The 25,224-nt window shown below is 43.2% G+C and carries 20 protein-coding genes; 13 read left to right on the forward strand and 7 right to left on the reverse strand.

Annotated elements, in window-relative coordinates:
- Window positions 1-97: 97 nt before the first annotated feature.
- The gene (sstT, locus tag AACQ79_RS08845; protein ID WP_026028166.1) at window positions 98-1,315 is read left to right on the forward strand and encodes a serine/threonine transporter SstT; all 1,218 of its coding nucleotides are present in this window, start codon (window positions 98-100) and stop codon (window positions 1,313-1,315) included.
- Window positions 1,316-1,426: 111 nt separating this feature from the next.
- On the opposite strand, the gene AACQ79_RS08850 is transcribed toward sstT, so the two are convergent.
- Together AACQ79_RS08850 and AACQ79_RS08855 are read right to left on the reverse strand one after the other, a co-directional pair.
- Window positions 1,427-2,572 (reverse strand): tetratricopeptide repeat protein, encoded by a 1,146-nt coding sequence (locus AACQ79_RS08850; RefSeq protein ID WP_017045034.1) that lies wholly within the window; start codon window positions 2,570-2,572, stop codon window positions 1,427-1,429.
- A gap of 345 nt (window positions 2,573-2,917) precedes the next feature.
- The gene (locus tag AACQ79_RS08855; protein WP_115339935.1) at window positions 2,918-4,555 is read right to left on the reverse strand and encodes a glycoside hydrolase family 13 protein; all 1,638 of its coding nucleotides are present in this window, start codon (window positions 4,553-4,555) and stop codon (window positions 2,918-2,920) included.
- A gap of 218 nt (window positions 4,556-4,773) precedes the next feature.
- On the opposite strand from AACQ79_RS08855, the gene AACQ79_RS08860 reads away from it, so the two are divergent.
- The 3 genes from AACQ79_RS08860 (at window position 4,774) to AACQ79_RS08870 (ending at window position 9,735) form a co-directional block, all read left to right on the forward strand.
- Window positions 4,774-5,691 (forward strand): LysR family transcriptional regulator, encoded by a 918-nt coding sequence (locus tag AACQ79_RS08860; protein WP_094126682.1) that lies wholly within the window; start codon window positions 4,774-4,776, stop codon window positions 5,689-5,691.
- Between the two features lie 323 nt (window positions 5,692-6,014).
- Window positions 6,015-7,193, forward strand: a complete 1,179-nt coding sequence (gene malE / locus AACQ79_RS08865; RefSeq protein ID WP_026028892.1) for a maltose/maltodextrin ABC transporter substrate-binding protein MalE — start codon at window positions 6,015-6,017, stop codon at window positions 7,191-7,193.
- Between the two features lie 76 nt (window positions 7,194-7,269).
- Window positions 7,270-9,735: an amylo-alpha-1,6-glucosidase gene (locus AACQ79_RS08870; RefSeq protein WP_170898953.1), complete on the forward strand. Its 2,466-nt coding sequence runs from the start codon at window positions 7,270-7,272 to the stop codon at window positions 9,733-9,735.
- Between the two features lie 148 nt (window positions 9,736-9,883).
- On the opposite strand, the gene AACQ79_RS08875 is transcribed toward AACQ79_RS08870, so the two are convergent.
- Window positions 9,884-10,735 carry a MalM family protein gene (locus AACQ79_RS08875; RefSeq protein ID WP_017045030.1) on the reverse strand — a complete coding sequence of 284 codons (852 nt, stop codon included), beginning with the start codon at window positions 10,733-10,735 and terminating at the stop codon, window positions 9,884-9,886.
- Window positions 10,736-10,800: 65 nt separating this feature from the next.
- A complete protein-coding gene (locus tag AACQ79_RS08880) occupies window positions 10,801-12,075 on the reverse strand; it encodes a carbohydrate porin (RefSeq protein ID WP_170898954.1) in 1,275 nt (424 codons plus the stop codon).
- Window positions 12,076-12,513: 438 nt separating this feature from the next.
- Here AACQ79_RS08880 and glgX point away from each other — a divergent pair, with 438 nt between their 5' ends.
- Window positions 12,514-14,511, forward strand: coding sequence for a glycogen debranching protein GlgX (glgX, locus tag AACQ79_RS08885; protein WP_017048138.1), 1,998 nt, complete (start codon window positions 12,514-12,516; stop codon window positions 14,509-14,511).
- A 101-nt stretch (window positions 14,512-14,612) separates the two neighbouring features.
- Here glgX and ulaG read toward each other — a convergent pair whose 3' ends face one another.
- Together ulaG and ulaR are read right to left on the reverse strand one after the other, a co-directional pair.
- On the reverse strand, window positions 14,613-15,680 hold the full coding sequence (ulaG, locus tag AACQ79_RS08890) for an L-ascorbate 6-phosphate lactonase (RefSeq protein WP_013868344.1): 1,068 nt from the start codon (window positions 15,678-15,680) through the stop codon (window positions 14,613-14,615).
- 123 nt (window positions 15,681-15,803) lie between these two features.
- Window positions 15,804-16,559 (reverse strand): HTH-type transcriptional regulator UlaR, encoded by a 756-nt coding sequence (gene ulaR / locus AACQ79_RS08895; protein ID WP_026027147.1) that lies wholly within the window; start codon window positions 16,557-16,559, stop codon window positions 15,804-15,806.
- 390 nt (window positions 16,560-16,949) lie between these two features.
- Between ulaR and AACQ79_RS08900 the strand changes: the two genes are divergently transcribed.
- The 8 genes from AACQ79_RS08900 (at window position 16,950) to AACQ79_RS08935 (ending at window position 24,027) form a co-directional block, all read left to right on the forward strand.
- Complete coding sequence (locus AACQ79_RS08900; RefSeq protein WP_026028425.1) at window positions 16,950-18,710, forward strand: PTS ascorbate-specific subunit IIBC; 1,761 nt, start codon at window positions 16,950-16,952, stop codon at window positions 18,708-18,710.
- A gap of 77 nt (window positions 18,711-18,787) precedes the next feature.
- Window positions 18,788-19,270, forward strand: a complete 483-nt coding sequence (locus AACQ79_RS08905; RefSeq protein ID WP_094149381.1) for a PTS sugar transporter subunit IIA — start codon at window positions 18,788-18,790, stop codon at window positions 19,268-19,270.
- 7 nt (window positions 19,271-19,277) lie between these two features.
- Entirely contained in the window at window positions 19,278-19,970 is a 693-nt protein-coding gene (locus AACQ79_RS08910; RefSeq protein ID WP_013868339.1) for an L-ribulose-5-phosphate 4-epimerase, read from the forward strand.
- Window positions 19,971-19,975: 5 nt separating this feature from the next.
- Entirely contained in the window at window positions 19,976-20,797 is an 822-nt protein-coding gene (locus tag AACQ79_RS08915) for a pyridoxal phosphatase (protein ID WP_170898955.1), read from the forward strand.
- 5 nt (window positions 20,798-20,802) lie between these two features.
- Window positions 20,803-21,450, forward strand: a complete 648-nt coding sequence (locus AACQ79_RS08920; RefSeq protein WP_096037186.1) for a 3-keto-L-gulonate-6-phosphate decarboxylase UlaD — start codon at window positions 20,803-20,805, stop codon at window positions 21,448-21,450.
- Window positions 21,451-21,458: 8 nt separating this feature from the next.
- The gene (locus AACQ79_RS08925; RefSeq protein WP_026027146.1) at window positions 21,459-22,340 is read left to right on the forward strand and encodes an L-ribulose-5-phosphate 3-epimerase; all 882 of its coding nucleotides are present in this window, start codon (window positions 21,459-21,461) and stop codon (window positions 22,338-22,340) included.
- Between the two features lie 188 nt (window positions 22,341-22,528).
- Window positions 22,529-22,951, forward strand: a complete 423-nt coding sequence (locus tag AACQ79_RS08930) for a hypothetical protein (protein WP_094126674.1) — start codon at window positions 22,529-22,531, stop codon at window positions 22,949-22,951.
- Between the two features lie 119 nt (window positions 22,952-23,070).
- Window positions 23,071-24,027, forward strand: a complete 957-nt coding sequence (locus AACQ79_RS08935; protein ID WP_026028163.1) for a diguanylate cyclase domain-containing protein — start codon at window positions 23,071-23,073, stop codon at window positions 24,025-24,027.
- Here the strand turns inward: AACQ79_RS08935 and AACQ79_RS08940 are convergent.
- Entirely contained in the window at window positions 24,017-24,988 is a 972-nt protein-coding gene (locus AACQ79_RS08940) for an arginine deiminase-related protein (RefSeq protein ID WP_094133518.1), read from the reverse strand. The genes AACQ79_RS08935 and AACQ79_RS08940 overlap by 11 nt on opposite strands.
- Window positions 24,989-25,224: the final 236 nt, after the last annotated feature.

Below are 25,224 nucleotides of genomic sequence, written 5' to 3' on the forward strand. Positions count from 1 at the left end.
ATGTCACTATAACTCTATTTGTCTACCATAACCGATGCTATGGCTTCGTAGTATTTAGGTCATGCAGGATGTAATTCGATTTATTGCAGGGATAACTATGCAAAGCAACAATATTTTCGCCCGTTTTGCGCGTGGCAATTTGGTTCTGCAAATACTCGCCGGTATCGTTCTCGGTGGGATATTAGCAACCCTTTCACCCGATGATGCGAAAAGCGTCGGCCTACTTGGCGACCTTTTCGTTGGCGCACTTAAAGCCGTAGCGCCGATCCTCGTGTTTATTTTGGTCGCCGCGTCCATCGCAAACCAAAAGAAAAACCAACACACTTATATGCGCCCAATCGTGGTGCTTTACCTTTTTGGGACCTTCACCGCCGCTCTTACTGCCGTTGTATTGAGCTTTATCTTCCCTACAACCTTAACATTGGTTGCGGGGGCAGAAGGTGCAACGCCTCCTCAAGGCATCGCTGAAGTGCTTAATACCCTGCTGTTTAAGCTGGTTGATAACCCAGTCAATGCTCTAATGAGTGCAAACTATATTGGCATTCTGGCATGGGCTGTTGGGTTGGGCTTAGCTTTACACCATGCCTCAGCAACAACTAAAGCCGTATTTGAAGATTTAAGCCACGGCGTTTCACAAATTGTGCGTTTTATTATTCGCCTAGCACCGTTTGGTATTTTCGGCTTGGTTGCATCCACGTTTGCCACGACTGGCTTTGAATCTTTGGCTGGTTATGCCAACCTTTTATTCGTATTGCTCAGTGCTATGTTGATCATCGCATTAGTTGTCAACCCAATCATTGTGTACGCGAAAACTCGCCAAAACCCGTATCCATTGGTGTTCCAGTGCTTGCGTGAAAGTGGTGTCACCGCATTTTTTACACGTTCAAGCGCCGCCAACATCCCAGTAAACATGGCATTGTGTGAGAAACTAAAACTGGATGAAGATACTTATTCAGTCTCGATCCCACTCGGTGCGACCATTAATATGGCTGGTGCCGCCATTACTATCACGGTTCTCACCCTAGCGGCAGTAAACACAGTAGGTATTGAAATTGACCTGATGACAGCCTTGCTACTGAGCATCGTTGCTGCTGTTTCTGCATGTGGCGCATCCGGTGTGGCAGGTGGTTCACTGCTGCTGATCCCGCTCGCATGTGGGCTATTTGGCATTTCAAATGACGTAGCAATGCAGGTTGTTGCCGTTGGCTTTATCATAGGCGTGATTCAAGATTCAGCCGAAACCGCGCTCAACAGCTCCACAGATGTTGTCTTCACCGCTGCGGTTTGCCAAGCTGAGCACAATAAATCAGCATAATCATTCGATACACTAAAACCGATACCAACAAAAATCCCCAGTCGATTCGCTGGGGATTTTTATTTCAGAGATTTTTTATTTACAGTGCTTAGCCACTTTATCGATCCAGCATTACCTGTCCATTGAAGTATTGGAGAAATCTAATCTCGTTAGAACCTCATGATCATCAGATGGGCTGGATGACAAACGCTCTTCGGAGGCATCCGCCACTACGCTCAATGAGAGATCGTCTTCATCAGGCAACTCCCCTTTCTCTGGGATAGGGATCCCACGTTTGTAGAGCTTGTTCAGCGCCTTAATAATTGAGTGTTTACTTACAGTACCCGCGCCGATTTTCTTCATGAGTGGTTTGGCCAACGATTGCAACCCCACAACAGAATCGACACCGATACGTGAGCCCACTTGATCTCTTAGCACCTTTGCTGGTTCAAAACCAAAATGAGCCGATAAAAATAACCAAATATAAGCAATAGCATTGCCATTTGAACCTTTATCTATCCAAGCTTCTCCTGCGTGATACATCGCCTCTACATGACCTTTTTCAGAAGCTCGCTCTAACCAATAACAAGCTTTACTGTGGTCCATTGCGACACCAACACCCTTAAGGTAATTCAAGCCTAGTTTCATCTGTCCTATCGGGCTATTTAGCTTCGCGGCTTTGGAATACCAAAATGTTGAATCCGCTGGTGATGGCGCGATATTGTCGTGTGAAACACACCAATCCCCCATGAAAATCACAGCGTCGAGCAAATTCGCTTCCGCAGCCTCTTGTACTAACGAGACTCCTTTCGCAGTATTCGCTTCCACGCCACGGCCATGAATATAGGCCATGCCAGTTTCATACTTTGCGGTTAAGTTACCTTCAATTCCTGCAATACAAGTCTGCCAAAACTTCTCTTTTTCCCGCAAAATCAGATCATCTCGAAACTTTTGGCAAATCCGAACAACACCATACATTCCCGTAACATTGTCATAATTTGCCGCTTTGTCATACCAGTACATCGCCTCTTTGAGGTTGGTTCGTTCGGCTTCTTTCGCTAAATACAAAATCGTCGGCACATGGCCTGTTTCGGCCTTAAACAAGCGATCTTGTCTTTCTTGTTCACGTGATTTTTCTATCGCTTTGCGATAAGCGATTTCTCTCTCTTTTCTCTCTTCCTCTAAGCGTTTTTTGCGCAAAGAGAGCGAAAACATCCACACGAAGATGAGGATAAGTGATAACCCGGTTGCGCCTATGGCAATCCCAATAGTGCTCATTGATTCAAATCTTATTTAGCTGATTAACTTCATTATCGACCATTTTTCTCAATCTTTGAAAAAGTCTGACCACATTCATTCTGTCTCGAACCATTTAAAGCATACGAAACAGTCAAATTCGTTCATCCAAAACAGAGAGGCCACTCTATATCTAATGCTCGTGATATCTAATGCTCGTGGATTAATTAAGCCACATAGCCTTAGCACTAAGATAGTACCGTACTCTTTTCAAGAGTGTTACGCACAATCACACTAATTGAGGAATAGATTCCGATTTGGGTCAATGAATGAAAAAACGCAGCCAAATCGCTGCGTTCATTCCAGATCAAAAATGAGCCACTCACTTTACTCTCTCATCAAAACCGCGATGGAGTGATAAGGCTCGAGTACTAGGTTTTCTTCTAATTTTTCAATCTCTTGATAATTAGAGCTCAAACACTCCACCGCTCTCAATTGAAACTTTTCGGGCATTGTTAAACAAACCGTGGCCGATGAAAAATTACTGACCACGACAATTTGCTCACCTTGGTACTCGCGCACATAGCCAAACACTTGGTCATGTTCTTCAAATAAAGGCGTGAACGATCCATAGACGATGGACAGGTGTTTTTTACGCAGTGCAATTAACTTTTTATAGTGATGGTAAATCGATTGTTTATCAGCAAGCGCTTGTTCAACATTGACTTTTAGGTAGTTAGGATTCGCCTCTATCCACGGAGAACCTTGAGTAAATCCGCCGTGTTTATCCGCTGACCATTGCATTGGCGTTCGAGCGTTATCGCGGCTGTTTTGATGAATAGCATCCAGCATATGCTGATGAGAAACGCCCGATTCTGTCTTCACACGATAAAAATTTAACGTCTCGATGTCTCGGTATTGATCGAGCGAATCGAAGGCCACATTCGTCATACCAATCTCTTCGCCTTGATAAATATAAGGCGTGCCTTTCAGAAAGTGTAAGCTCGTTGCCAACATTTTCGCAGATTCAACTCGGTAGCGTTTGTCATCACCATACTTAGATACAGCGCGTGGTAGGTCATGATTATTCCAAAATAATGAATTCCAACCCTGATCGGCAAGCTCAATCTGCCACTTGGTTAATACCTGTTTAAACTGCTTAAGATCTAACGGAATAGGGTTCCATTTGTCACCATGCTCCCACGTCAAAGTGATGTGTTCAAATTGGAAAACCATCGATAACTCACGACGACTCGGCGCACTGTACAGTTTTGCAATGTCTGGTGTGGCTCCCCAAGTTTCTCCCACGGTCAGCAGATCTTGATTACCAAAGGTGGCGGCATTCATTTGCTGTAATAACGGATGCAAGCGCGGGCCATTACCAGTAATGCCCTTATCAATTTCTTTGCCAATTAAATCAATAACATCTAATCGAAAACCACCAATACCCTGTTCAATCCACCAATTCATCATGCTGTGCACTTCTTGCTGCACTTTAGGGTTTTCCCAATTCAGATCTGGCTGACGTTTAGAAAAAAGGTGGAAGTAATATTGCTGCGTTTGCTCATCCCAGTGCCAAGCACTGCCACCAAAAATTGACCCTGTATCATCCGGTACACTGCCATCCGGTTTTGCATCCCGCCAAATGTAGTAATCTCGATACGGATTGTCTCGCGATTGCTTCGCTTGTAAAAACCATTGGTGTTCATCCGATGTGTGATTAACGACAAGATCCATCACTATCTTAATATTGCGTTTTTGTGCTTCGCTCAGTAAACGCTGCATATCTTCCATGGAACCAAACTCTTGAGCTATTGCTTGGTAGTCAGAAATATCATAGCCGTTATCATCCATTGGAGATTGATAAACAGGAGATAGCCAAATAACGTTAATGCCTAACTCTGCAAGGTAATCAAGCTTACTAATAATGCCATTTAAATCGCCGATACCATCGTGATTAGAATCGTAAAAACTGCGCGGGTATATTTGGTATACCACAGCGCTATGCCACCATTTGGGTTCCATGATATTGCCTTTTTGTAAATTAATTTATTGCTCATCATAATGAGAGCTGACGCAAAGTAACAATAGAACATTCCCCATATGATATAGCCAATACCTATATCATAAGAAAAATCACTATAGTTAGGCCTCTCTGCATGCAAAGAGATTAAAAAAACATCACCTAAAATGTGATTTATGCCAAACATGATAGCAATAAGCAGAAGACAAGATAAAACAGCATGGATAAATCCCTTCGATATTTTTTGATGGTTGCGATTGAAAATAATATTAAGCAAGCCGCAGAGAAACTGCATATCAGTCAACCATCTCTCACCACAGCAATTAAAAAGCTTGAACATGAACTTGGAGTTGAGCTATTTATTCGCCGCTCAAAAGGTGTAGAGCTCAGCGCTTATGGCAAACTATTTAGGGAGTATGTGCAGGAGCAACAAGAAAAGCAGCAACAACTGTTACATCAGTTCACCGATATGCAACAGAGACATCAAGGAAAATTAAAGCTTGGCACTGGGGAAGCGTGGTGGGAATTATTTGTTCGCGATACGGTATGCCTATATCAAAAAAACACCCCTAATTGTTCAATACATTTGGAATTTGGCAATAACCTTTCTTTGATCCATCATTTGGTGCAGGGAGATATTGACCTCTTTATTGGCCATGAAATTCAAGATCTACACGAAAGGTGTAAAGTCCATTTCCAACCTTTGTTCCGAGACCAAGAAGCATTTTTTGTATGTTCAAGCCATCCGATATTGAATACAAAAAAAAGTGATGATGAACTTCTGATTGAACAAGCCCAATACCCTCTCATCCGCGTCACGCCGGATCATTCTCGACATCGTACAATGTTGGCTGAACATGCATCACTGGCTAAACAATATACGGAACAAAGAGAGAGTAAAAGAGCCATCTATGATGTCGATTCTTTATTTGCTAGCATAGATATATTAGAGATGGCTAACGCTGTAATGCCATATAGCGATAAAATGTGCCATTGGATGGCCAGAAGAAATATTGCAACATTAACCATCAACAAAAAGAAAAAAGGTAATGTAGGAATTTATATTAAACAAGGCATAGCTGACCCAAAAATTACCAGTTTTATTGAAATACTAACGAAGTATACCTCTTCCTTATGAAGGCTAACACCCTACTAAACAAATTATTGAAGATCAGTGTGGACTAAAGCCTTGATAACATAGGCTTCCGGCACACAAAGCGGGCATTACAACAATAGTTTTTGTTTTGGTTCACACTTTTGAAAGTAGAAAAACTCACCGTGTTATCTACCGTAGTTACATTCTATCAATATTAGAGCAATGATATTGATAGAATCTATATCAAACTCACTTTCATCTATTTCTTATTGCAAGCAAAAGCCGTTATATTTTCAACAGGACTTACACTCAAGGACTCATGCGTACCATATTCGCTTCGGGCCTAGGTAAAACAGGAAATAGTGATGAAAAATTCAATTAAGAATCTGTCTATCTGTACACTGGCCACTTTAATGGCGGCACCACTGATGGCGATGCAAGAAGGTGAAATCACCATTTGGATTAACGGTGATAAAAGTTATGATGGCTTAGCGCAAATAGGCCAACAATTTGAACAAGATACTGGAATTAAAATCATTGTTCAGCATCCAGAATCGCTTGAAGCAAAATTCCAACAGCACGCTGCAACTGGCAGTGGTCCTGATATTATTTTTTGGGCACACGATAGATTCGGTGGCTATGCAGAAGCAGGCTTGCTTCACGAAATCAAACCAAGTAAGCAATTTAAAGAAAAGTTGGTCGATTTCAGTTGGGATGCCGTTACCGTTAATGGAAAATTGGTTGGCTATCCTCTTGCTATTGAGGCCCCTTCTCTTATTTACAATAAAGATCTGTTACCAACACCGCCTAAAACTTGGGAAGAACTAGTCAGTATTCATAATACAATGGAGAAACAGGGTAAAAAAGCCATCATGTGGGATATTAAAAATGCTTACTTTACTTGGCCTGTTATTTCCTCTGGCGGTGCCTATGCTTTTGAAAAAATTGTAGGGGGTTACAATGCCAAAAGTACCGGAGTTAATAATGAAGCAGGAATCAACGGTCTGCAGTTTTTAGTTAATATGGTTAATCAAGGTGTATTGAACCCAAACATGGATTATGCCGTCTCTGATGCTGCATTCAGCAAAGGAGAGGTGGCCATGACGATAAACGGCCCATGGTCTTGGGGTAATTTAGATAAATTAGGCATAAATTATGGCGTTGCAGAGCTGCCAACGCTAAACGGTGGCAAAGGTAATCCTTTTGTTGGCATTCTAAGTGCTGGGATTAATTCGGCCAGCCCGAATACTGATCTTGCCGTTGAGTTTTTAGAAAATTATGTCTTTCAAGATGATGCACTAAAAATCATGAATGACGATAAGCCACTTGGCGCAGTAACGTTAAAATCGTTTCAAAAAATCTTAGAACAAGATCAGCGAATCAAAGCCACTATGATTAACGCCGAAAATGGTGAAATTATGCCTAATATCCCACAGATGACAGCATACTGGTTTGCCGAAGGGGCAGCAATTGATAATGCGATGCAAGGAAAACAAGGTGTCAAAGAAGCATTAGATATGGCAGCGAAACAAATCACGAAATAATTCATCCCCAACAAGCACAATTTTCATGTTCACCTTTGGGTACAGTCTACTGTACCCCTTTTTATAGGTATCGGTCATGACTTCAAAATATAGACATTCTCAAATTACCTCAATAAACCAAACACAAACACGCCTTCTCATTTGTAAGGAGTTCACGCCGATATGTGGTGTAGAACCGAGTACACCAAGAATTGATGGCACTTTAGAGCTAGAAAATTTATTTTCAAATCTAGCAATAGAAAGTACCTCAAAATTTTCTTATGTATTCAGCGATGGCGTGGATGGATATTATCAAGGACATACCTATGGCTTCAGCTCAAGCGGTAATTACCGTCATTCTCAAGGTTGGTATTTAGGTCAATTTGCGTCATTTGTAAACGGTAACATCAATGATAAAACACAAGCCAGTAAAGCCCGCTTGATGCCTTTTGGCATTGAACATCACTATGTTGGTACATCTTCTGTAGAATGTTTGAGCTTATTACAAGGTCAACGACTTGCTTGTCTCACCATCACCTCTGAGTCCAAACAATCTCTTGCCATACTCCCTGAGCTTAATATATTAGTAAATGCAAGCAAACCTGAATGCATCGATGACGTCCTTATCTATGAAATAAATGACGCAAATTCTGTTAGCGAAGAACCACGTTTTATTGCGATTAGCGCAAATCAATCCGTTATTGCCAAAGAAATGGCAACCGATGAATGTGCAACCACCTCTAAATTAATGGGTTTAAGTGATTCTAATGTAAAGCTGATGATTAGTTCCACTGAATCAACCCAAAAATTAGTCATTTACCTCTACTTTGAAAGCACCAAAACAGAGGCAATAAAAGGAGCTCAACTCGCAGCGCAAAACCATGCAAATATTATTTTTCAAAACAATCTGTATTGCTTTCTGACACGTAATTATCTATGGACCAACGATCTGGAGTATAACCGAGCCGTGATGTGGTCTAGATTGGCAAGTCGTACATTTGTGAACCAAGAGTTTGGTTCTGGTATATGGGCTGGTTTACCTTGGTTCAAAGACTGTTGGGGAAGGGATACGTTCATAGCCTTATCTGGGACAAGTCTCATTAATGGTCAATTTCCAGAGTCCAGAGCAATCATTGAAAATTTTGCTTCCATGCAAATGAAAGATCATACTTCAGTCAATTACGGTCGTATTCCCAATCGAGTAACGAGCAAAACGGACATAATATATAACACGACCGATGGTACGCCTTGGATGATTAGGGAGGTGATGGAATATATTAATTACAGTGGCGATATCGCTTTTGCAAAGGATATTTATCCGATTGTAAAACGATTTATTGATGGGATAGAAAGTAATTATCTTAGTGAAGATGGGTTACTAAAACATCGTCATCCCGATACCTGGATGGATGCAAAAATCAAAGGTCAAATTCCATGGTCTCCTCGCGGACCGAAAGCTAATGATATTCAAGCATTGCTATTTGAAAGCTTTCATGTTGCGGCACGTCTGGCAGAAATGAATAAAAATGATCTAGATCATCGATATTATTTAAAATTAGCTGAAAAATTAAAGATGAGTTTTATCAGAAAATTTTGGGATGAGGATAAAAAACAACTAGCTGATCATCTAAAAGAGTTCGATATACCAGATAATAGCGTACGTCCAAATCAATTAATGGTACTATCTATCCCACAGACAGAAGCCTTTCTCCCACTAGAAATTGGGCAATTTATTATTCGAAATAGCATTGATCATCTTTTATTTCCATGGGGTATTTGTTCCTTAGAGCAATATCACGAAGATTTTCACCCCTACCATGATAATCGCTCTGAGTACCATAAAGATGCGGCATACCATAACGGTACGATTTGGGGTTGGAACGCTGGTTTTACCGTCAGTGCATTAACAAGTTTTAGCAAGCAAGATTTGGCTTTTCAATTATCCAAAAACTTAGCCAAACAAATTTTGCAGCAAGGACATCGTGGCACAATGAGTGAAAACCTCGATGCTTATCAACATGATGAAGACAACTTGATAGAAACAGGTACCTATGCTCAAGCCTGGTCTGTTTCAGAATATGCACGAAATGCTCAACAAGATTACCTAGGCTTTAAACCAGAATTGTCGAAAAATAAAATTAATCTTTCACCGAAACTACCATCATGCTGGACAAGCTTTAGTGCAACCCTCCCATATGGTCAAGATGAGAATTTATACTTCAACTGGCAATGCCACGATGGTAAGGCTAGTTATATGATCAATCCACGATACCTGAGGGCTGATCTCATATTGAATCTCATATTGAAGTTGGGGAATTATCAAATAAATATTGAGTGCGACTTAACAAAAAAAGTGGAAATAATACTAGATGTAAACACTGATGACATTAAATTCAACAGAAATGATATTATTGTAAAAAAAGTAGTGGCTCCATCTTATCCTGAACTCTCTAAATTAAAGTTCACTTATCCCAATTGGCATTTAACGCATAATTCTTTAAAGCAGAACGACTACCTTCAAACCAAGCGTCATAGTCAAAACTTACAAAAGGCAGTTGATTAGTATAACCACAGCTCCTTCATCATCAATGAAGGAGCTTATATATCAGAAACCACACCATTCAGTGCCCATCAGGGATATAGAAATCTAGGATAAGAATCATCCATAAAAACGATGACATACCAATATAACGCTTACCTTAAATTTTTAATTATTTGGCATTAACGGCTTTAATAAATGCTTGCTGAGCACCATCAACATTCAACATTTTCGCTTCATCTAATAAGCTTAGAGCTTTTGCTACATCACCAGTATTGACGGCATTTTCAATAGCTGATATGTAATATTTTTTCGTTTCTATCTGCACAACTACTGCTACTGCCGCTGCAGTTTGTTCTGATGCTGGCTTTTCAATTTTCCTCTTTGTTTGATGAGACTGTAAAGATAATGTCTTGATTTCTAGTTTAAATTGACCAAAGTGGGATGATATATATGTAGGGTCCGTGACCATTGGCATCGCTTCACCAAGATCTTTAGCTCTAACCTTCGCTGGATGATCGACCTTGATTGTTTTCCCAAAATATTGCTCTGGAGAGTAAATAATAAAATAAGGTGTCTGCTTAGAGTCTACCTGAACGTTTACATAATATTGTGTTCTTGTAAAAGCATCCGAGGTTTTAATTTTAAATTGTGATAAATCAATTTCAGAAACAATATTGAACGTCTGATCTAACATAATTAATTTTGGCAAAAATACTGCTTTATCAAACATGTAGCTACTAAGCTGTATTTGCACTTTTGCTGAACGTTGAGGGAGCTGAAAAGCATTAAAATAGCTATTGCCATCTGTAAAGTGGCCAATAGGGGCACTTTCATCAATATCAAACTCGATACTTTCATTGCTTTGTAGCTCAATCCAAGGAAAGTCAGCATAATTATTACAGCATACTTTTGCGTATGAGATAGCCTCAGTAGACGAAAGGTTTGAGGTAGATGGAACTGAACTACAGGCAGTCAAAGCTGCTCCGAGGATAAGGGTCATTAATGATTTTTTATTATTCATCGTTATTCTCTATCATTTACAAAGCAAAAAAGGCAGCCAATAGGCTGCCTTAAATCTTAGTTGAGTTAGAACCAGATTTCAGTGTGGACACCGATAACTGTTTCATTTTTGCCATCTTTGATGCCAATTTGTGATGCGCTTGCTTCATCATCAGCAGAAATATAGCTAATGTATGGTTTGATTTGTGGACGACCGAAGTAATCAGCATTGACTGTAAATGCAGCAGCTAATTCCACATTGAAAATATCGCTTTCTAGTGCCTCACCAGTACGACCCCAGTAACCTTCAGCTCCCTCTTCATGAGCATAAGAACCTGTCATTTCAAGACGTAGGTTATCATTCACTTTATACGATGGACGAACAGCAGCAATATAACGTTTCAAATCTTTAGCACCAAATAACTCATCCAGCGCACCAAAATAGGTAATTTCAGAGCCCATTTGCCAGTTTTCGGAAATATTCAGTACACCGTAAGAAGTCAAGAAAATAGACTCTTGCTTATCATCACCGCCTGACCAGCCACCAAAGTTAACACCACGGTTTTGCGCAACACCTTTACCATATGCAATAGCAGATTGAGCCCAACCATCCAAGCCGTAATAGCTAGAATTTAACGTGATTGATGCGCCAAAACCATCATCTGATTTACTGTCTTTGTTCGCTTGTTCCATGTATTTAAAATCAAAGTCTAAGCTACCAAAACCAACATCGACACCGTAGTAGTACAGATCGTAAGATGAAAGCGTTGTGCGTTCAGGGTTTGTCGTTGCCACACCTGCATCAGGATCGGCGACCACCACCGCAAATCCTGCAGTATTGCCAGCAAGCTTAGTTTGAACACCAGCACCTACGCCAGAAGATTGTTTCCAAAATTCACCAGAAAGAATACCAGCAGCACGGTTTAGGAAACGTTGACCAGCCCATATAGATGTGTCTTCTCCTAAGTAGGATAAACCACCGATTTCAACAAAAGTTTCTTTCACTTCAAATTGTGCAGTGTCATTGGCTTTTTGACTACCAGATGAAGAATAAGCGTACGAGTTACCATTACCGTATTCAGAACGAACAGTGAAATTTGACCAAACACCATTTTCATGTTCTGTGTGTTTCTTAATTACAAACTCAACCTGATTGGTGCTTTTTCCATGAGTACCCGCTGTTTTGTAATCTGGTTTACCAAACTCTGTATCAACAGTTTCACCATCAACCATGCGGAAATTCATTGAAGCATACCCATGAACTTCCCATCCGTCTTTTAGTACATCTGTTTCTGCAGCAAAAGCAGAACCTGCTGCTAGAGTAGCAGCCACTGCGGCAGCAATTACACTTACTTTTTTCATTCTTAACTCCATTAAGGACGATTTATATTTATGGAAAATTTTAACTACGGACAGCATTTAAAACTTTCACTCTTCTCCTATTGGAACCTGCAAGGCAGTTGACAGATAGACGCTAAAAGAAGAGGTAAGACGGGACTAAGTCCCCAGTTGTTTCAACGGTGATAAGGTTACTAAAGGCGTAATAAGCTTGCTTCCTCCACCTCAAAGTAATTTAGGGGGGAGGAGAAAGGATGAGTAATTTTATGGTATGGCGTTTTTAAAGCACGGATCACGGATTTCAGGGGGAGGAGATCAGTTAATGGTTATAAAATAGAATACAAAATGCCTTATTGATCACTATTTAGGGCCAATAACATCATTAAAATGAAATAAAATTACATTCAAATTTTATTCATTGGGCGCTTGACCTAATATCAACAAAGCTTTTTACTTAAAGCGATGACGTGCAGCAAAATAACAATTAAAGATGCCCATATGAAATGTACTATTTCTAGCCCTTACCCACTCGGTGCAACCCTTGACAACACAGGTTGCAATTTTGCTATTCATGCTCCAGCAAATAAACAGCTTCTACTCGCTCTGTTTGATCAACAGGGAAGTTTCACCACCCACGAGTTAGAGAATGAATATGCGGGCGTGAAGTACACTCATGTGCCAAACATTAAAGCAGGGCAAAAATACGGTTACCTCATTTTAAATGGTGACGAGCCGCACTATATTTCCGACCCCTACGCGAAGGCGATAGATAAAAACTTAGGCTATAAAACACCATTTAGTTCAAAAAAGAGTTTCGAGCTGCCTAAGTGTGTCGTGGTTGACGATCAATTCGATTGGCAATCAACTAAAAAACCACACATACCTCGCGATAAGACTATTTTGTTTGAGACCCATGTCAAAGGAGTGACCAAACTTAATCCACGAGTGCCTAAAGCAGAACAAGGTACTTATTTAGGCTTAATCAGTGAGGAGATGCTGGAGTTTTATCGCAAGCAAAACATCAACACACTACAGCTACTGCCCATCGCGGCTTGTATGCATGAGCCACATCTATTGGATATGGGCAAAGTCAACTATTGGGGATATAACCCCTATCTGTTTATGGTGCCAGATCCACGTTATGCGCAAAAAGATGCGGTAACGGAACTGAAAACGGCTATCAGAGAACTGCATCGTCACGGAATTGAAGTGATACTGGATGTGGTTTATAACCACTCAGCGGAGGGGGGCGAAGATGGGCCTATTTTCAATTTAAAAGCACTCGACCCTAAATATTATCTAAAACACGGCCAACATTACGCGAATTTTACCGGTTGTGGTAACACCATTGATCTCTCTTATCAACCCGCCCTTAACCTAGTCATGGACACGCTGCGCTACTGGGTTAGCGAATACCAAATCGATGGTTTTCGTTTTGATTTGGCCGCAACGCTTGGAAGAAATGGCGATAATTTCAGCCCCGATGCTGCGTTCTTTAAAGCGGTGGCGCAAGATCCAACATTAAAACGAGTCAAATTGATTGCAGAGCCTTGGGATATCGGTCCAAACGGTTACCAAGTAGGCAATTTTCCTTTCGGTTGGAATGAATGTAACGACAAATTACGTGATATCACACGCAGCTTTTGGCGCGGCGATCAAGGCTATTTAAAAGAGTTCGCCACACGCTTAATGGGCTCGCGCGACTTGTACAGTGCCGCAAACTGGCCCTACAAACTGACCGTCAATTACATCACTTATCATGATGGCTTCACCATGCAAGATTTGGTGTCATACAAGCATAAGCACAATGAAGCGAATGGTGAACAAAACCGAGATGGTCACGGTGACAATCGCTCCGACAACTATGGCGTCGAAGGCGAAACCGAGAACATGGTGATAAAAGCAACCCGCGAAAAGCAAAAACGCAATATGATGGCGAGCTTACTTTTTGCTTTTGGCATTCCTCATATTCTCACCGCGGATGTGCTTTCTCATACTCAGCAAGGTAATAACAACGCTTATTGCCAAGACAATGAGATCAGTTGGCTTGACTGGAACATGACCGAACGCAAAAGCTACTTCAAACATTGGTTGAGTCAAATGGTGGCGGCAAGACACCTTTATATGGTGCCCTTTATTCGTGCTTTTAGTGGTGAGGAACGTAATGCCAACCGCGTATTCTGGCGACGCGTAGATGGCACACTGATGGAACATGATGATTGGAACCGCTTAAGTTCTGTGGCATTGCAGATGGGCATTGGATCGGATGGGGCTGAAATGCTCTATTTGATCAACCAAACCAACGCACCCGCTCGTTTTACTCTACCTAAAGATCGTAACCAAAACTGGGAAGTGATATGCGATACCAATTTACGTAACGTACAACCCGGCCATGCAGAAGGGGAGTTGTTACAGTCGCCCATATCAATGACAATTTTGCACTACCAACCTGAAGTATAAAATCAAGTACTGCACATCATTACCAATAAGCAAAGAGATTACCAATAAACAAAGAGGCCCAATTGGCCTCTTTCTCTTCTCTAATTTTTGCTTTCAGAACATTACAAGAATGCCTTGAAAGGCAGCTCTGGTTCATCGACAAAAATATCTTTAAAGCCTCTGAAATGCTGGTAATGCATACGTCCTTTGTCGGTTGGGTAAGTGTATTTACCACCCACTTGCCAAAAGAATGGCGCAAAACCGTATTGCAGACGATCTTTTTTCATTTGCCACAATACTTCAATTTCACGCGGGTCATTTTGGAAGTTAGCCCAAATATCGTGATGGAATGGGATCACCACTTCACAATCTAACGCCTCGCCTGCGCGCAAAATATCAGATGCAGTCAGCTTATCTGTGATGCCTCGTGGGTTTTCACCGTATGAGAGCAGCGCCACATCAATCTTGTAGTCATTACCATGCTTGGCATAGTAGTTCGAATAATGCGAATCACCTGAATGGTAGATTGAGCCACCGGAGGTTTCCAATAAGTAGTTGACCGCGCGATCATCCATACCATCAAGAATCCCCTTATCATAAGATGAAACACCTTTAGGCAGCGTAATCAACGCAGTGCGATCAAAAGAGTCCAGTACTCGGATACTGATATCGCCGACTTCAATGCAATCACCCACTTTCGCCACAATGCAGCGCTCACTCGGTACTCCCCAGCCTTGCCACAGGTCAACGCAAGCTTGTGGCCCAATAAATTTCACATGCTCACCACAGTTTTGCAGCACAGCTGCTGCGACATTAATATCGATATGATCAGCGTGATCATGCGTCGCCAGCACTGCATCAATCTCTTTGATGCCAAATGGGTCCAACACAAAAGGAGACGTTCTTAAATTGGGTTGCAGTTCACGCACGCCCCCCATACGCATCATCTGATGCTGTTGATTCATCAAGGCATTCTTTTGCGTTTTCTTACCCGTCCCACACCAAAAATCGATCGAAAGATTGGTATTACCTGCACTTTTTAGCCAAATGCCTGTACAACCAAGCCACCACATAGCAAAGGTGTTAGCTTCCACTTCGGTCTTTTCTATCTCTTCATTCAGCCAAGTTCCCCACTCAGGAAACGTACTGAGAACCCATGAATCGCGTGTGATTTCATCAATTTTACTCATAGCAACACCTTTTATTTCACGATCAGTTAGACAAATTTTGGATGTAGGGAGCCAAGCGTCTTAACCAAAGGTGAAGACACTGAGCCTGTGTTTATTATTAGAATGTGTAGAGCGAAGTGCTTTCTATACCAGAATCACTTCTGTCCCCTGCTGTTGTAGCGCTTGGATAACTTGCGGATCGGCGGCTTTGCCAGTGATAACAATATCAACCTTGCTGGCGGGGCAAAATAGCATGCCCGTACGCTGCCCAACTTTAGAACTATCCACTACCACCACTAACTTACCGATTTGCTCTAGCATCTGTTGCTCGGCAACGGCGGTGAGCATATCGGTTTTGTATAGGCCATTTTCCGTCAGCCCTTTGCCACTGGTGAACATCCAATGTCCGGCATAACCACCTAACGAATCAGGGGCGGGGTTGAGGAAAATGTTTTGTGCTTTGTTGTACTGCCCACCAATGATGATTACATCGTCGTGATCTTCATTGATAAGGTAACTGGCCAGTGGGAAATAGTTAGTCACGATTTGAACATCTTGGCCACACAACTCTTTACCGAGCAAGAAGGCGGTCGAACCACAGTTAATTACCACACTGTCACCTGGGTTGCAGAGCTTAGCCGCAGCCATGGCAATCTGTGATTTTTCATGGAAATGATCCGTACTGTCGATATTTAACGGCGTCCACGCCCGCTTTCTAATCTCTAAACGTTCAGCACCATTGCGAACTTTCTTCAGCTTACCTAGCTCATCTAACTTAGAAATATCGCGGCGGGCCGTTGCTGGTGACACGTTAAATTTCTCAATAATATGCGTGACGTTGATGGTGCGCATATTGTCTAGCAAAGACAGTATCTCGTTATGTCTTTGTACTTCGTTCATGGTTATCACCTTATCTTTTCATCAAGTGATTACTTGGTGATTATTTATGATTTGTTTTGATTCTATTTCTCATCCATCACAATGTCAAACACTGGACGAACAAAACTTCCCTTTCGCTCACAATAAAACCTAACCAATTGATTTTATTTGAAATAAAATTTTAACTGTGACTTGAGTATCAAATAATGTCTCCATTTGGCGAAGAAATTGATAAAAATCAAAATAATCACAAATGAGCATTGAATGATTACTTTTGATTGGTAAAGTCTATTTCGTGAGCAAAACAGGATTGAAATCGGCATCACCTTGCTGATTCACTCTGACCTACACCCAGCTTCGAGTAAGACGGGAATACACATAACGATAAATAGAGAATCAAGGGGTAAAGATATGCAGTTCATCTACGATATCTTCTACATTTTTTATAGCCAAGTAATGACTAAAGCACCTTTGCTGCTGGGCTTAGTCACCCTTATCGGTTACTGGTTATTAAGAAGAGATACCACCACCATCATTAAAGGGTCGATCAAAACCATCGTCGGCTTTATGTTGGTACAGGTGGGTGCAGGGACCTTAGTGGCAGGCTTTAAGCCTGTGATTGAGAAATTATCGGAATATCATGGTTTAACTGGCTCGGTTATCGACCCGTACACCTCAATGATGGCCACCATGGAAATCATGGGGGATGATTATTCTTGGGTTGGTTATACCGTACTACTGGCACTGGCGATCAACATCTTGCTCGTTTTGCTGCGCCGCTACACAGGCATTCGCACCATCATGCTAACGGGGCACATTATGTTCCAACAGGCAGGATTAATTGCGGTGTTCTACCTTGTGCTGGGCGCAAGCATGTGGGAAACCATCCTTTATTCGGCTGTTTTGATGGCGCTCTACTGGTCTATCTCCTCCAACATTATGTTCAAACCCACCGAAGCCGTCACGGGTGGAGCCGGTTTCTCCATCGGCCACCAGCAACAAGTCGCGTCTTGGATTGCGGTTAAGATTGCCCCCAAATTGGGCGACAAAAACGAGAGTGTCGACCACCTTGAGCTGCCTAAATGGTTGCACATTTTCCACGACAGTATTGCCGCAACCGCGATTGTGATGACGCTATTTTTCGGCATTATTTTGCTCTCATTTGGTTTAGACAACCTGCAAGCAATGGCGGGAAAAACCCATTGGTCTATCTACATTCTGGAAACTGGCCTTAAATTTGCGGTAGCGATTCAAGTTATCGTAGCGGGTGTGCGTATGTTCGTTGCCGAACTGTCTGAAGCCTTTAAAGGTATCTCAGAGCGCGTCATTCCTAACGCGGTTTTAGCCATTGACTGCGCCGCTATCTACGCGTTCTCACCTAATGCCATGGTGTTTGGTTTTATGTGGGGCGCGATTGGTCAATTTACGGCGGTACTGGCCATGCTCGCTTTTGATGCACCGATCATGATCATTCCCGGCTTTATTCCGATGTTCTTCTCCAACGCGACCATTGGTGTTTTTGCCAACCACTTTGGCGGCTGGCGCGCGGTCATGAAGATCTGTTTTGTGATGGGTATCATCGAAGTCGTTGGCTCAGCATGGGCCATTCACATCTTCAACCAATACGGCACCGAATTCAGTGGCTGGATGGGCATGGCCGACTGGGCGTTAGTCTTCCCGCCAATCATGCAAGGCTTATCCGTCTCAAAACTGTTCTTCTTTGTGCTGATTGCATTGGCTGGTGTGTACATGTTCTTCGCCTCTAAAAAACTGCGTGAAGAGGAAGATGCACAAGGTTTGGTGAACATCAGTGACGATCCAGAAGTCATCGCCGCCGTCGAACAAGCACTGAAAGTCAGTGATGGCGTACGTCCGGTCAGCATTTTAGCCGTGTGTGGTAATGGGCAAGGCTCCTCAATGATGATGAAGATGAAAATCGGTAAGTATCTGGAGAAAAAAGGCATTCCACACGTGATGGATTCCTGCGCAGTGTCTGATTATAAATCTAAGCTCGCCACCACCGACATCATCGTCTCATCAAAACATCTCTCTGGTGAGATGGAGCCCGGGGAAGGCAAGTTTGTGCTCGGCGTACAAAACATGCTGAATCCGAACTCTTTCGGTGATGAGCTGCTCGATATCATCGATAAAAACTTTGTCACTTTGAAATAGCTATTTACTACAAAACGATAAGTACAAAAACAACAATAGGTGCCAGACGCACTGGCACCCACTCTGGAGATAGAACCATGGGACTGAAACAATCACTGATCGACAATGATTCCATCCAATTAAATGCACAGGCAAGCACTTGGCAAGAGGCGATCAAAATCGGTACGGATAGGCTGATCAAATCGGGAGCCATCCACCCCTGCTATCACGATGCCATCATCAGCAGCGTTGAACAATTAGGCCCGTACATCGTCATCGCGCCGAATCTTGCCCTGCCTCATGCTCGTCCTGAAAATGGCGTGATCAGAACCGCCTTTGCTTTAGTGACGCTACAAACGCCTGTCTATTTTGACGGCGAAGATGAACCGGTCGATGTGCTGATCACCTTGGCTGGTAGCTCGTCTGATCAGCATATGGAAGGATTAATGGAAGTAACCCAAGTGCTGGATGATGAAGAGAGCGAGACTGGCGTTGATCTCGATAAACTGCGCCGTTGTCGTACCGCGCAGGATGTTTACCAAATAATTGATGAAGCGTTAGCGGCACAATTGGTCGAGTGAGGATGTCATGTATAGCGAACTAAAACAGCGAGTATTTGCGGCAAATCTTAAGCTTCCCCAATACGGTTTAGTCACTTTCACTTGGGGCAATGTATCAGAAATAGACCGCGAGAAGGGCGTCATCGCCATCAAACCTTCCGGCGTAGAATACGATGTGATGAAAGTCGATGACATGGTGATCGTTGACCTTAACGGCGCGATTGTGGAAGGCACACTTAATCCATCCAGTGATACCGCCACTCACCTCGAACTCTATAAAGCTTATCCAGAGATTGGCGGCGTGGTACACACCCATTCGCGCAGTGCCACTATTTGGGCGCAAGCGGGCATTGACATTCCCGCTTTAGGGACCACTCACGCCGATTATTTTTACGGTGACATCCCCTGCACACGCAAACTTTCTTGCGATGAAATCGCTGGCCAATATGAGAAAAATACCGGCCTTGTGATCATCGAAGAGTTCAAACATCGTCGCATTGATCCGATGGCGGTGCCAAGCGTGATTGTCGCCGGGCATGCTCCTTTCTCTTGGGGCAAAGATGCTAACGATGCGGTTCATAACGCCGTCGTCTTGGAGGAGATTTCAGCCATGGCGCTGGCGACTCGTTCACTCAACAGTGGCATCAAGATTCAACCGGAATTATCCGATAAACACTATCAACGTAAGCATGGTGATAACGCTTACTACGGTCAAAGGTAGCGGCTATGTATAAAGTTCTCGCGCTCGATCTTGATGGCACAGTGTTAACTGATGAACACACCATTCACCCACAGCTAAAACGGGCGATTCAACAAGCGCAGCAACACTGCCACGTGGTGATCGTGACTGGTCGCCACCACACGGCGGCTAAACCCTATTATCAAGAATTGGGGCTCACAACCCCCATCATCTGCTGTAACGGCACTTATGTGTATGACTACCAAAATGAAAAAGTGCTCAAGCACAATGCGATTGCCAAGCACGATGCATTGACCTTTCTCGCTTTAGCTAAAGAGTTTCAAATGAAACTGGTGATGTATGTGACCGACGCGATGACTTATTCCAAGCGTAGCCCAATCGCCTACATGCAAGCGTTGGAAAAATGGGCCAACCAGTATCCACCGACGGCACAGCCCAAAATCGAGCAAATTGACTCGTTTCGTCACCGCGTCGAGCAAGAAACGTTTATTTGGAAATTTGTGGTTGAAGGGCTACCGAGTTCCGTTGAACGCCTTGCCCAACAAGCTTGGGTACAAGAGACATTCAACGGTGAGCGTTCATGGTCGAATCGCGTCGACTTTGCTGCCAAAGGCAACAGTAAAGGCCAGCGCTTGGCTGAATATGTGCAATCGCTTGGCTACCACGCTAATCACGTGCTGGCTGTCGGCGATAACCATAACGACATTTCAATGCTCGACTACGCCGGGCTCGGTGTGGCGATGCTCAATGCCGACGATACGGTGAAATCCCACGCCAAACTGATTTGTACAACCGATAACAATCACGACGGGCTCGCCCGTTTGATCCGTGACAAAATTCAAGGATAACTCTCATGACTAAACCAATGATCCAAATCGCTCTCGACCAAACTGACCTTATTTCTGCCATCGAAGTGGCAAAAAACGTAGCAAGCTTTGTGGATGTCATCGAAGTGGGCACCATCCTCGCCTTTGCTGAAGGCATGAAAGCCGTCAAAACGTTACGCCATAATCACCCTGACCATATTCTAGTGTGCGATATGAAAACCACCGATGGCGGCGCTATTTTAGCGCGGATGGCATTTGAAGCTGGCGCGGATTGGATCACCGTTTCTGCCGCAGCGCATATCGCCACCATCAGCGCTTGTAAGAAAGTCGCCGATGAACTGGATTGCGAAATCCAAATCGAAATTTACGGCAACTGGACCTTTGCTGATGCACAAGCGTGGATTGATCTTGGCATCACCCAAGCCATTTATCACCGTTCAAGAGATGCCGAACTGGCCGGTATTGGTTGGACAAGCGAAGATGTTGAGAAGATGCGAACTCTATCCGATATGGGGCTTGAACTTTCCATCACAGGTGGCATCGTTCCAGAAGATCTCTATTTATTTGAAGGCATTAAGGCCAAAACGTTCATTGCGGGGCGTGCATTGGTCGGTGAAAAAGGTCGCGCCACTGCCGAAGCACTGCGCAGTCAAATCGATCGTTTTTGGTGCTAGGAGGCCGTATGTATCAACATTTGCCACGCCAACGTATCGGGTTGTATGAAAAAGCGCTCCCCAATCATTTCAGTTGGGAAGAAAAGCTCGCTACAACGAAAGAGCTGGGGTTTGATTTTTTAGAGATATCCGTCGATGAGTCGGATGAACGTCGTCAACGCTTAGACTGGGATGATGCAACCATCTATCAGCTACGAAGATGGTGTGAGCAATACCAAATCCCGCTGCAATCGATGTGCTTAAGTGCGCACCGTAAGTTTCCTTTTGGCTCGTCAGACCCCGCCATTAGAGAGCAAGCCATTCTGCACATGGAGAAAGCGATTACCTTAGCTTACAAACTGGGCATTCGCACCATCCAACTCGCAGGCTATGATGTCTATTACGAACCCGCTAATAAAGAAACTCATCAACGTTTCATTGAAGGCATGCAGCTTGCCGCCAAACTAGCCGAGCGTGCTGGCGTAATGCTGGCAGTGGAGATCATGGATACCAGCTATCTTAATTCACTCAGTAAGTTCGAAATTCTAAAGCGGCAAGTACCCTCCCCCTATTTTATGGCGTATCCAGATGTAGGCAACATTTCAGGTTGGAACTACGATGTGTGTACTGAATTGGCACTTGGTATGCCACACATTACTCAGATCCACCTTAAAGATACTCATTGCGTCACCTCTAGTTCCACGGGCCAATTTCGAGACTTGGTGATTGGTGAAGGAGAAGTCAATTTCGATGCTATTTCCCAAACGCTGAAAGAGGCAAACTGTGTTGTACCTATGGTGATCGAAATGTGGGCGCAAGATGAACATTGGAAACACAATATTCGTGTTGCGCAGCATCGGCTAAATCAAGCTTGTGATGCTGCTGATTCGCCTCGTTTATTCAACCTATAGCTCATTTATTCAACCTATAAATTGTGCTCGGGTGCATCTTTTATGCATCCTTCATCCTCATATTGGATAATACCGCGCCCTCTCCCCCGTGAGCGCGGTAGCTTTTCTTGGCAAATATTGACATCACCAACACAATCGCGCAGAGTTGCTTTTTGATAACGCCCCGATGCATAACACTCTGAGAACCAATGAAATTACTTCACTTACAACTCTTCTGGTATGAAAAGCATCACACCCTTTTAGAAATGGAAGCGCTCCCTACGCTCACCCCAACCCAAGAGCAAGCACTGGCAGAATGGGTTAAGTGTCGACGCAAAATATTAAGCTTTGAGGCTCACCAGCATATTTGGGTAAAAGTGAATGTAGACGGTTTTTCTTCCGCTTTGCATTTAAAGCCGAATGGCACGTTGGTCGAGCGAGATCTGTTTGGTGAAAAAACACTGCAAGGATTATGGAAAGTCATCGACGGTTTCTTATTTATCAAAGTGATCAGCGGTGAATTTATTGTCGAATATCAGATTGTTGGCAATAACGAACACAGCATTCACTGCGGTATTGAGTACATCAACGGCCGAGTCAGTACCTACAGCAAATTTATTCAAACCAAATAAGCTTTGTGACCCACGGGAAAAAATGAGATGTATGTTGAACAAGATATCAACAACCTTGTGAATCCATCGGCAAACTGTGGCACACTCGACATAAATGCAGACTCGGTTCATCACGGTTTATGGAAGAGTACTTAAAACGAATCAAGCAGCTTGAAGAGCAAGTTGAGCATCTCAAAAAAGAAAACAGCTCTCTTGAAGAAAAACTGAATGCAACGCTAGAAGGCACTGGTCTTTGTCTTTGGGAACAACACATTCCTAGCGGAACCCTTAAAATATTCAATAGAGAATGGGGTGATATGCTTGGCTATCAATCACACGAGCTAGACGCCACCGTCGACATTTGGAAAAGCAAGCTCCACCCCGATGATTATGACTTAGCCGTGGGCGCTTTTGAGGACCATTTGAATGGCAAGGCTGACACCTATCAGGTCATACACCGGATGATCCGCAAAGATGGAGGTCAAAGCTGGGTGTCGGATCGCGGCCGAATCGTTGAATATGATGAGAATGGAAAGCCGCTGCGCATGATGGGCACCCACACGGATATTACCAATGAAAAACATTATGAATTAGAACTCTCCAAACTCGCCGCGCAAGATCCATTAACCAACCTATTAAATCGAAAAGCGCTAGAAACTAAGTTTGACGAGATGAATGATCTTGTCGAACACCCTGCGGCACTGATTTTTATCGATTTGGATGACTTTAAAACCGTCAATGATCATCTTGGGCACCAAGCTGGGGATTTCGTGCTGCTCCAAGTTTCTCAATGGCTTCAAGAAAATGCGCCTCAACCATCATCGATTGCTCGTTTGGGCGGCGATGAGTTTGTCCTCTTGTGCATCAACCAAAGCACAGAAACGTTAAAGCAGTTTATCGACAGTTTGCTCACCAAAGCCTATTCACCACTAAAATTAAGCCATGGAGAAGTGCAGATTGGCTTTAGTATTGGTGTTTGCCAATTCACAACCTCAACACATACTTTTGAAACCTTATATGAATTGGCCGACCAAGCAATGTATCAGGTGAAGAAAAATGGCAAAAATGGCGTTGAGTACATCAATCTTAGCCAATAGCAGGCAAAAACACTTCCCCTAACATACATCTCACCGAACCACCGCCAATATCCTCAATGGTCTTCACATTACACGGCAATAACTTACCGTGACTGGCCAGCTGCGCACGCTGCGCCAGCGAAAAGGCATCAAACGCCGATTGCGACATAGCGATCACTTTATCTCCTGCCGCCGTTTCTAATTGTAAAATGTTGCCGCAGAAACCGTTCATCTGCTCAAGTGAAATTGAGATGATCTGCTTATCTTTGGCCAGTGATTTAACCACAAAACGACGTTCAAACTCCGGAATCACTTCATCGCAAATCACGCAGAATGCTTCACCAACCGCCATCATCACATTGGTGTGATAAACCGGTTGGCCTGAAGGCAACGCCGTTTGAAAAGAAACCACGCGATCATAACCGATACGTTTGGCGTACTCCTCTAACACTTCACGGTCGCAGCGCTGTGACAACGCCGAATAGATGGTTCGATTAAGGTGATCCATCACCATCACACCGGTGCTTTCAAGATAAGCCTGCTGGTCTTGATACGCGAGCAACGAATCTTGCGCCAATATCTTGCGGCCAGACAAAGTAAGGGCTTCAACCAACGCTTGTGGGCGCACTTCTTGCTGTCGATTTTTACAAGCCATCGGAAAGGTAAACAAGGTTCCCTCTGGCGTAGTGCTAAACCAGTTATTGGGAAAGACGGCATCTGGCGTTTCCACTTCAGATAATGGGTAATCAAACTCCACTACTTGTACGCCTTCGAGACGCAGTGTCTGAACCATGCTTTGATATTCGGCCATGGCTTGGATGCGAACTTGTTCGGTACTCAATGCAACTTGGTGTTGAAATTCATTATCTTGTGCCGTTTGAGCGTTAAATTTGAACTCTTTTGGCGGCACCATTACGACACAATTGGCATTTTGCACTGTATTCACGGCTGGCTGTGTGATCACTTGTTCCTGCAACATCATAGAAACTTTCCCTTCTACTCACTTTAGGCCAATTGTAAGCATAATGTTAAAATAACATTGACTGAATTTTGGGTTATTTCATCGAATAACTCCTATTAATTACTGAGAAAACTACTTTTCACATTAAAAATTACGGCAAAATCCTCATCACACCTACAAATATTCACCATTATTCAAAAAATATTCACAGTAAAAACTCACTTAAAAGTAACGCAACTCGTTTATGGTTCTCTTAT

The organism is Vibrio sp. 3-2(1) (assembly GCF_963887575.1).
Classification (GTDB): domain Bacteria; phylum Pseudomonadota; class Gammaproteobacteria; order Enterobacterales; family Vibrionaceae; genus Vibrio; species Vibrio anguillarum.

Coding starts and splice junctions, on each gene's coding strand:
- AACQ79_RS08905 (WP_094149381.1), top strand. CDS start 18,788: ATGGGACTGAAACAATCACTGATCGACAATGATTCCATCCAATTAAAT.
- AACQ79_RS08900 (WP_026028425.1), top strand. CDS start 16,950: ATGCAGTTCATCTACGATATCTTCTACATTTTTTATAGCCAAGTAATG.
- AACQ79_RS08940 (WP_094133518.1), bottom strand. CDS start 24,988: ATGATGTTGCAGGAACAAGTGATCACACAGCCAGCCGTGAATACAGTG.
- AACQ79_RS08860 (WP_094126682.1), top strand. CDS start 4,774: ATGGATAAATCCCTTCGATATTTTTTGATGGTTGCGATTGAAAATAAT.
- AACQ79_RS08915 (WP_170898955.1), top strand. CDS start 19,976: ATGTATAAAGTTCTCGCGCTCGATCTTGATGGCACAGTGTTAACTGAT.
- AACQ79_RS08870 (WP_170898953.1), top strand. CDS start 7,270: ATGACTTCAAAATATAGACATTCTCAAATTACCTCAATAAACCAAACA.
- AACQ79_RS08935 (WP_026028163.1), top strand. CDS start 23,071: ATGGAAGAGTACTTAAAACGAATCAAGCAGCTTGAAGAGCAAGTTGAG.
- sstT (WP_026028166.1), top strand. CDS start 98: ATGCAAAGCAACAATATTTTCGCCCGTTTTGCGCGTGGCAATTTGGTT.
- AACQ79_RS08930 (WP_094126674.1), top strand. CDS start 22,529: ATGAAATTACTTCACTTACAACTCTTCTGGTATGAAAAGCATCACACC.
- AACQ79_RS08880 (WP_170898954.1), bottom strand. CDS start 12,075: ATGAAAAAAGTAAGTGTAATTGCTGCCGCAGTGGCTGCTACTCTAGCA.
- AACQ79_RS08910 (WP_013868339.1), top strand. CDS start 19,278: ATGTATAGCGAACTAAAACAGCGAGTATTTGCGGCAAATCTTAAGCTT.
- AACQ79_RS08855 (WP_115339935.1), bottom strand. CDS start 4,555: ATGGAACCCAAATGGTGGCATAGCGCTGTGGTATACCAAATATACCCG.
- AACQ79_RS08875 (WP_017045030.1), bottom strand. CDS start 10,735: ATGAATAATAAAAAATCATTAATGACCCTTATCCTCGGAGCAGCTTTG.
- glgX (WP_017048138.1), top strand. CDS start 12,514: ATGACGTGCAGCAAAATAACAATTAAAGATGCCCATATGAAATGTACT.
- AACQ79_RS08850 (WP_017045034.1), bottom strand. CDS start 2,572: ATGAGCACTATTGGGATTGCCATAGGCGCAACCGGGTTATCACTTATC.
- AACQ79_RS08925 (WP_026027146.1), top strand. CDS start 21,459: ATGTATCAACATTTGCCACGCCAACGTATCGGGTTGTATGAAAAAGCG.
- AACQ79_RS08920 (WP_096037186.1), top strand. CDS start 20,803: ATGACTAAACCAATGATCCAAATCGCTCTCGACCAAACTGACCTTATT.
- ulaR (WP_026027147.1), bottom strand. CDS start 16,559: ATGAACGAAGTACAAAGACATAACGAGATACTGTCTTTGCTAGACAAT.
- ulaG (WP_013868344.1), bottom strand. CDS start 15,680: ATGAGTAAAATTGATGAAATCACACGCGATTCATGGGTTCTCAGTACG.
- malE (WP_026028892.1), top strand. CDS start 6,015: ATGAAAAATTCAATTAAGAATCTGTCTATCTGTACACTGGCCACTTTA.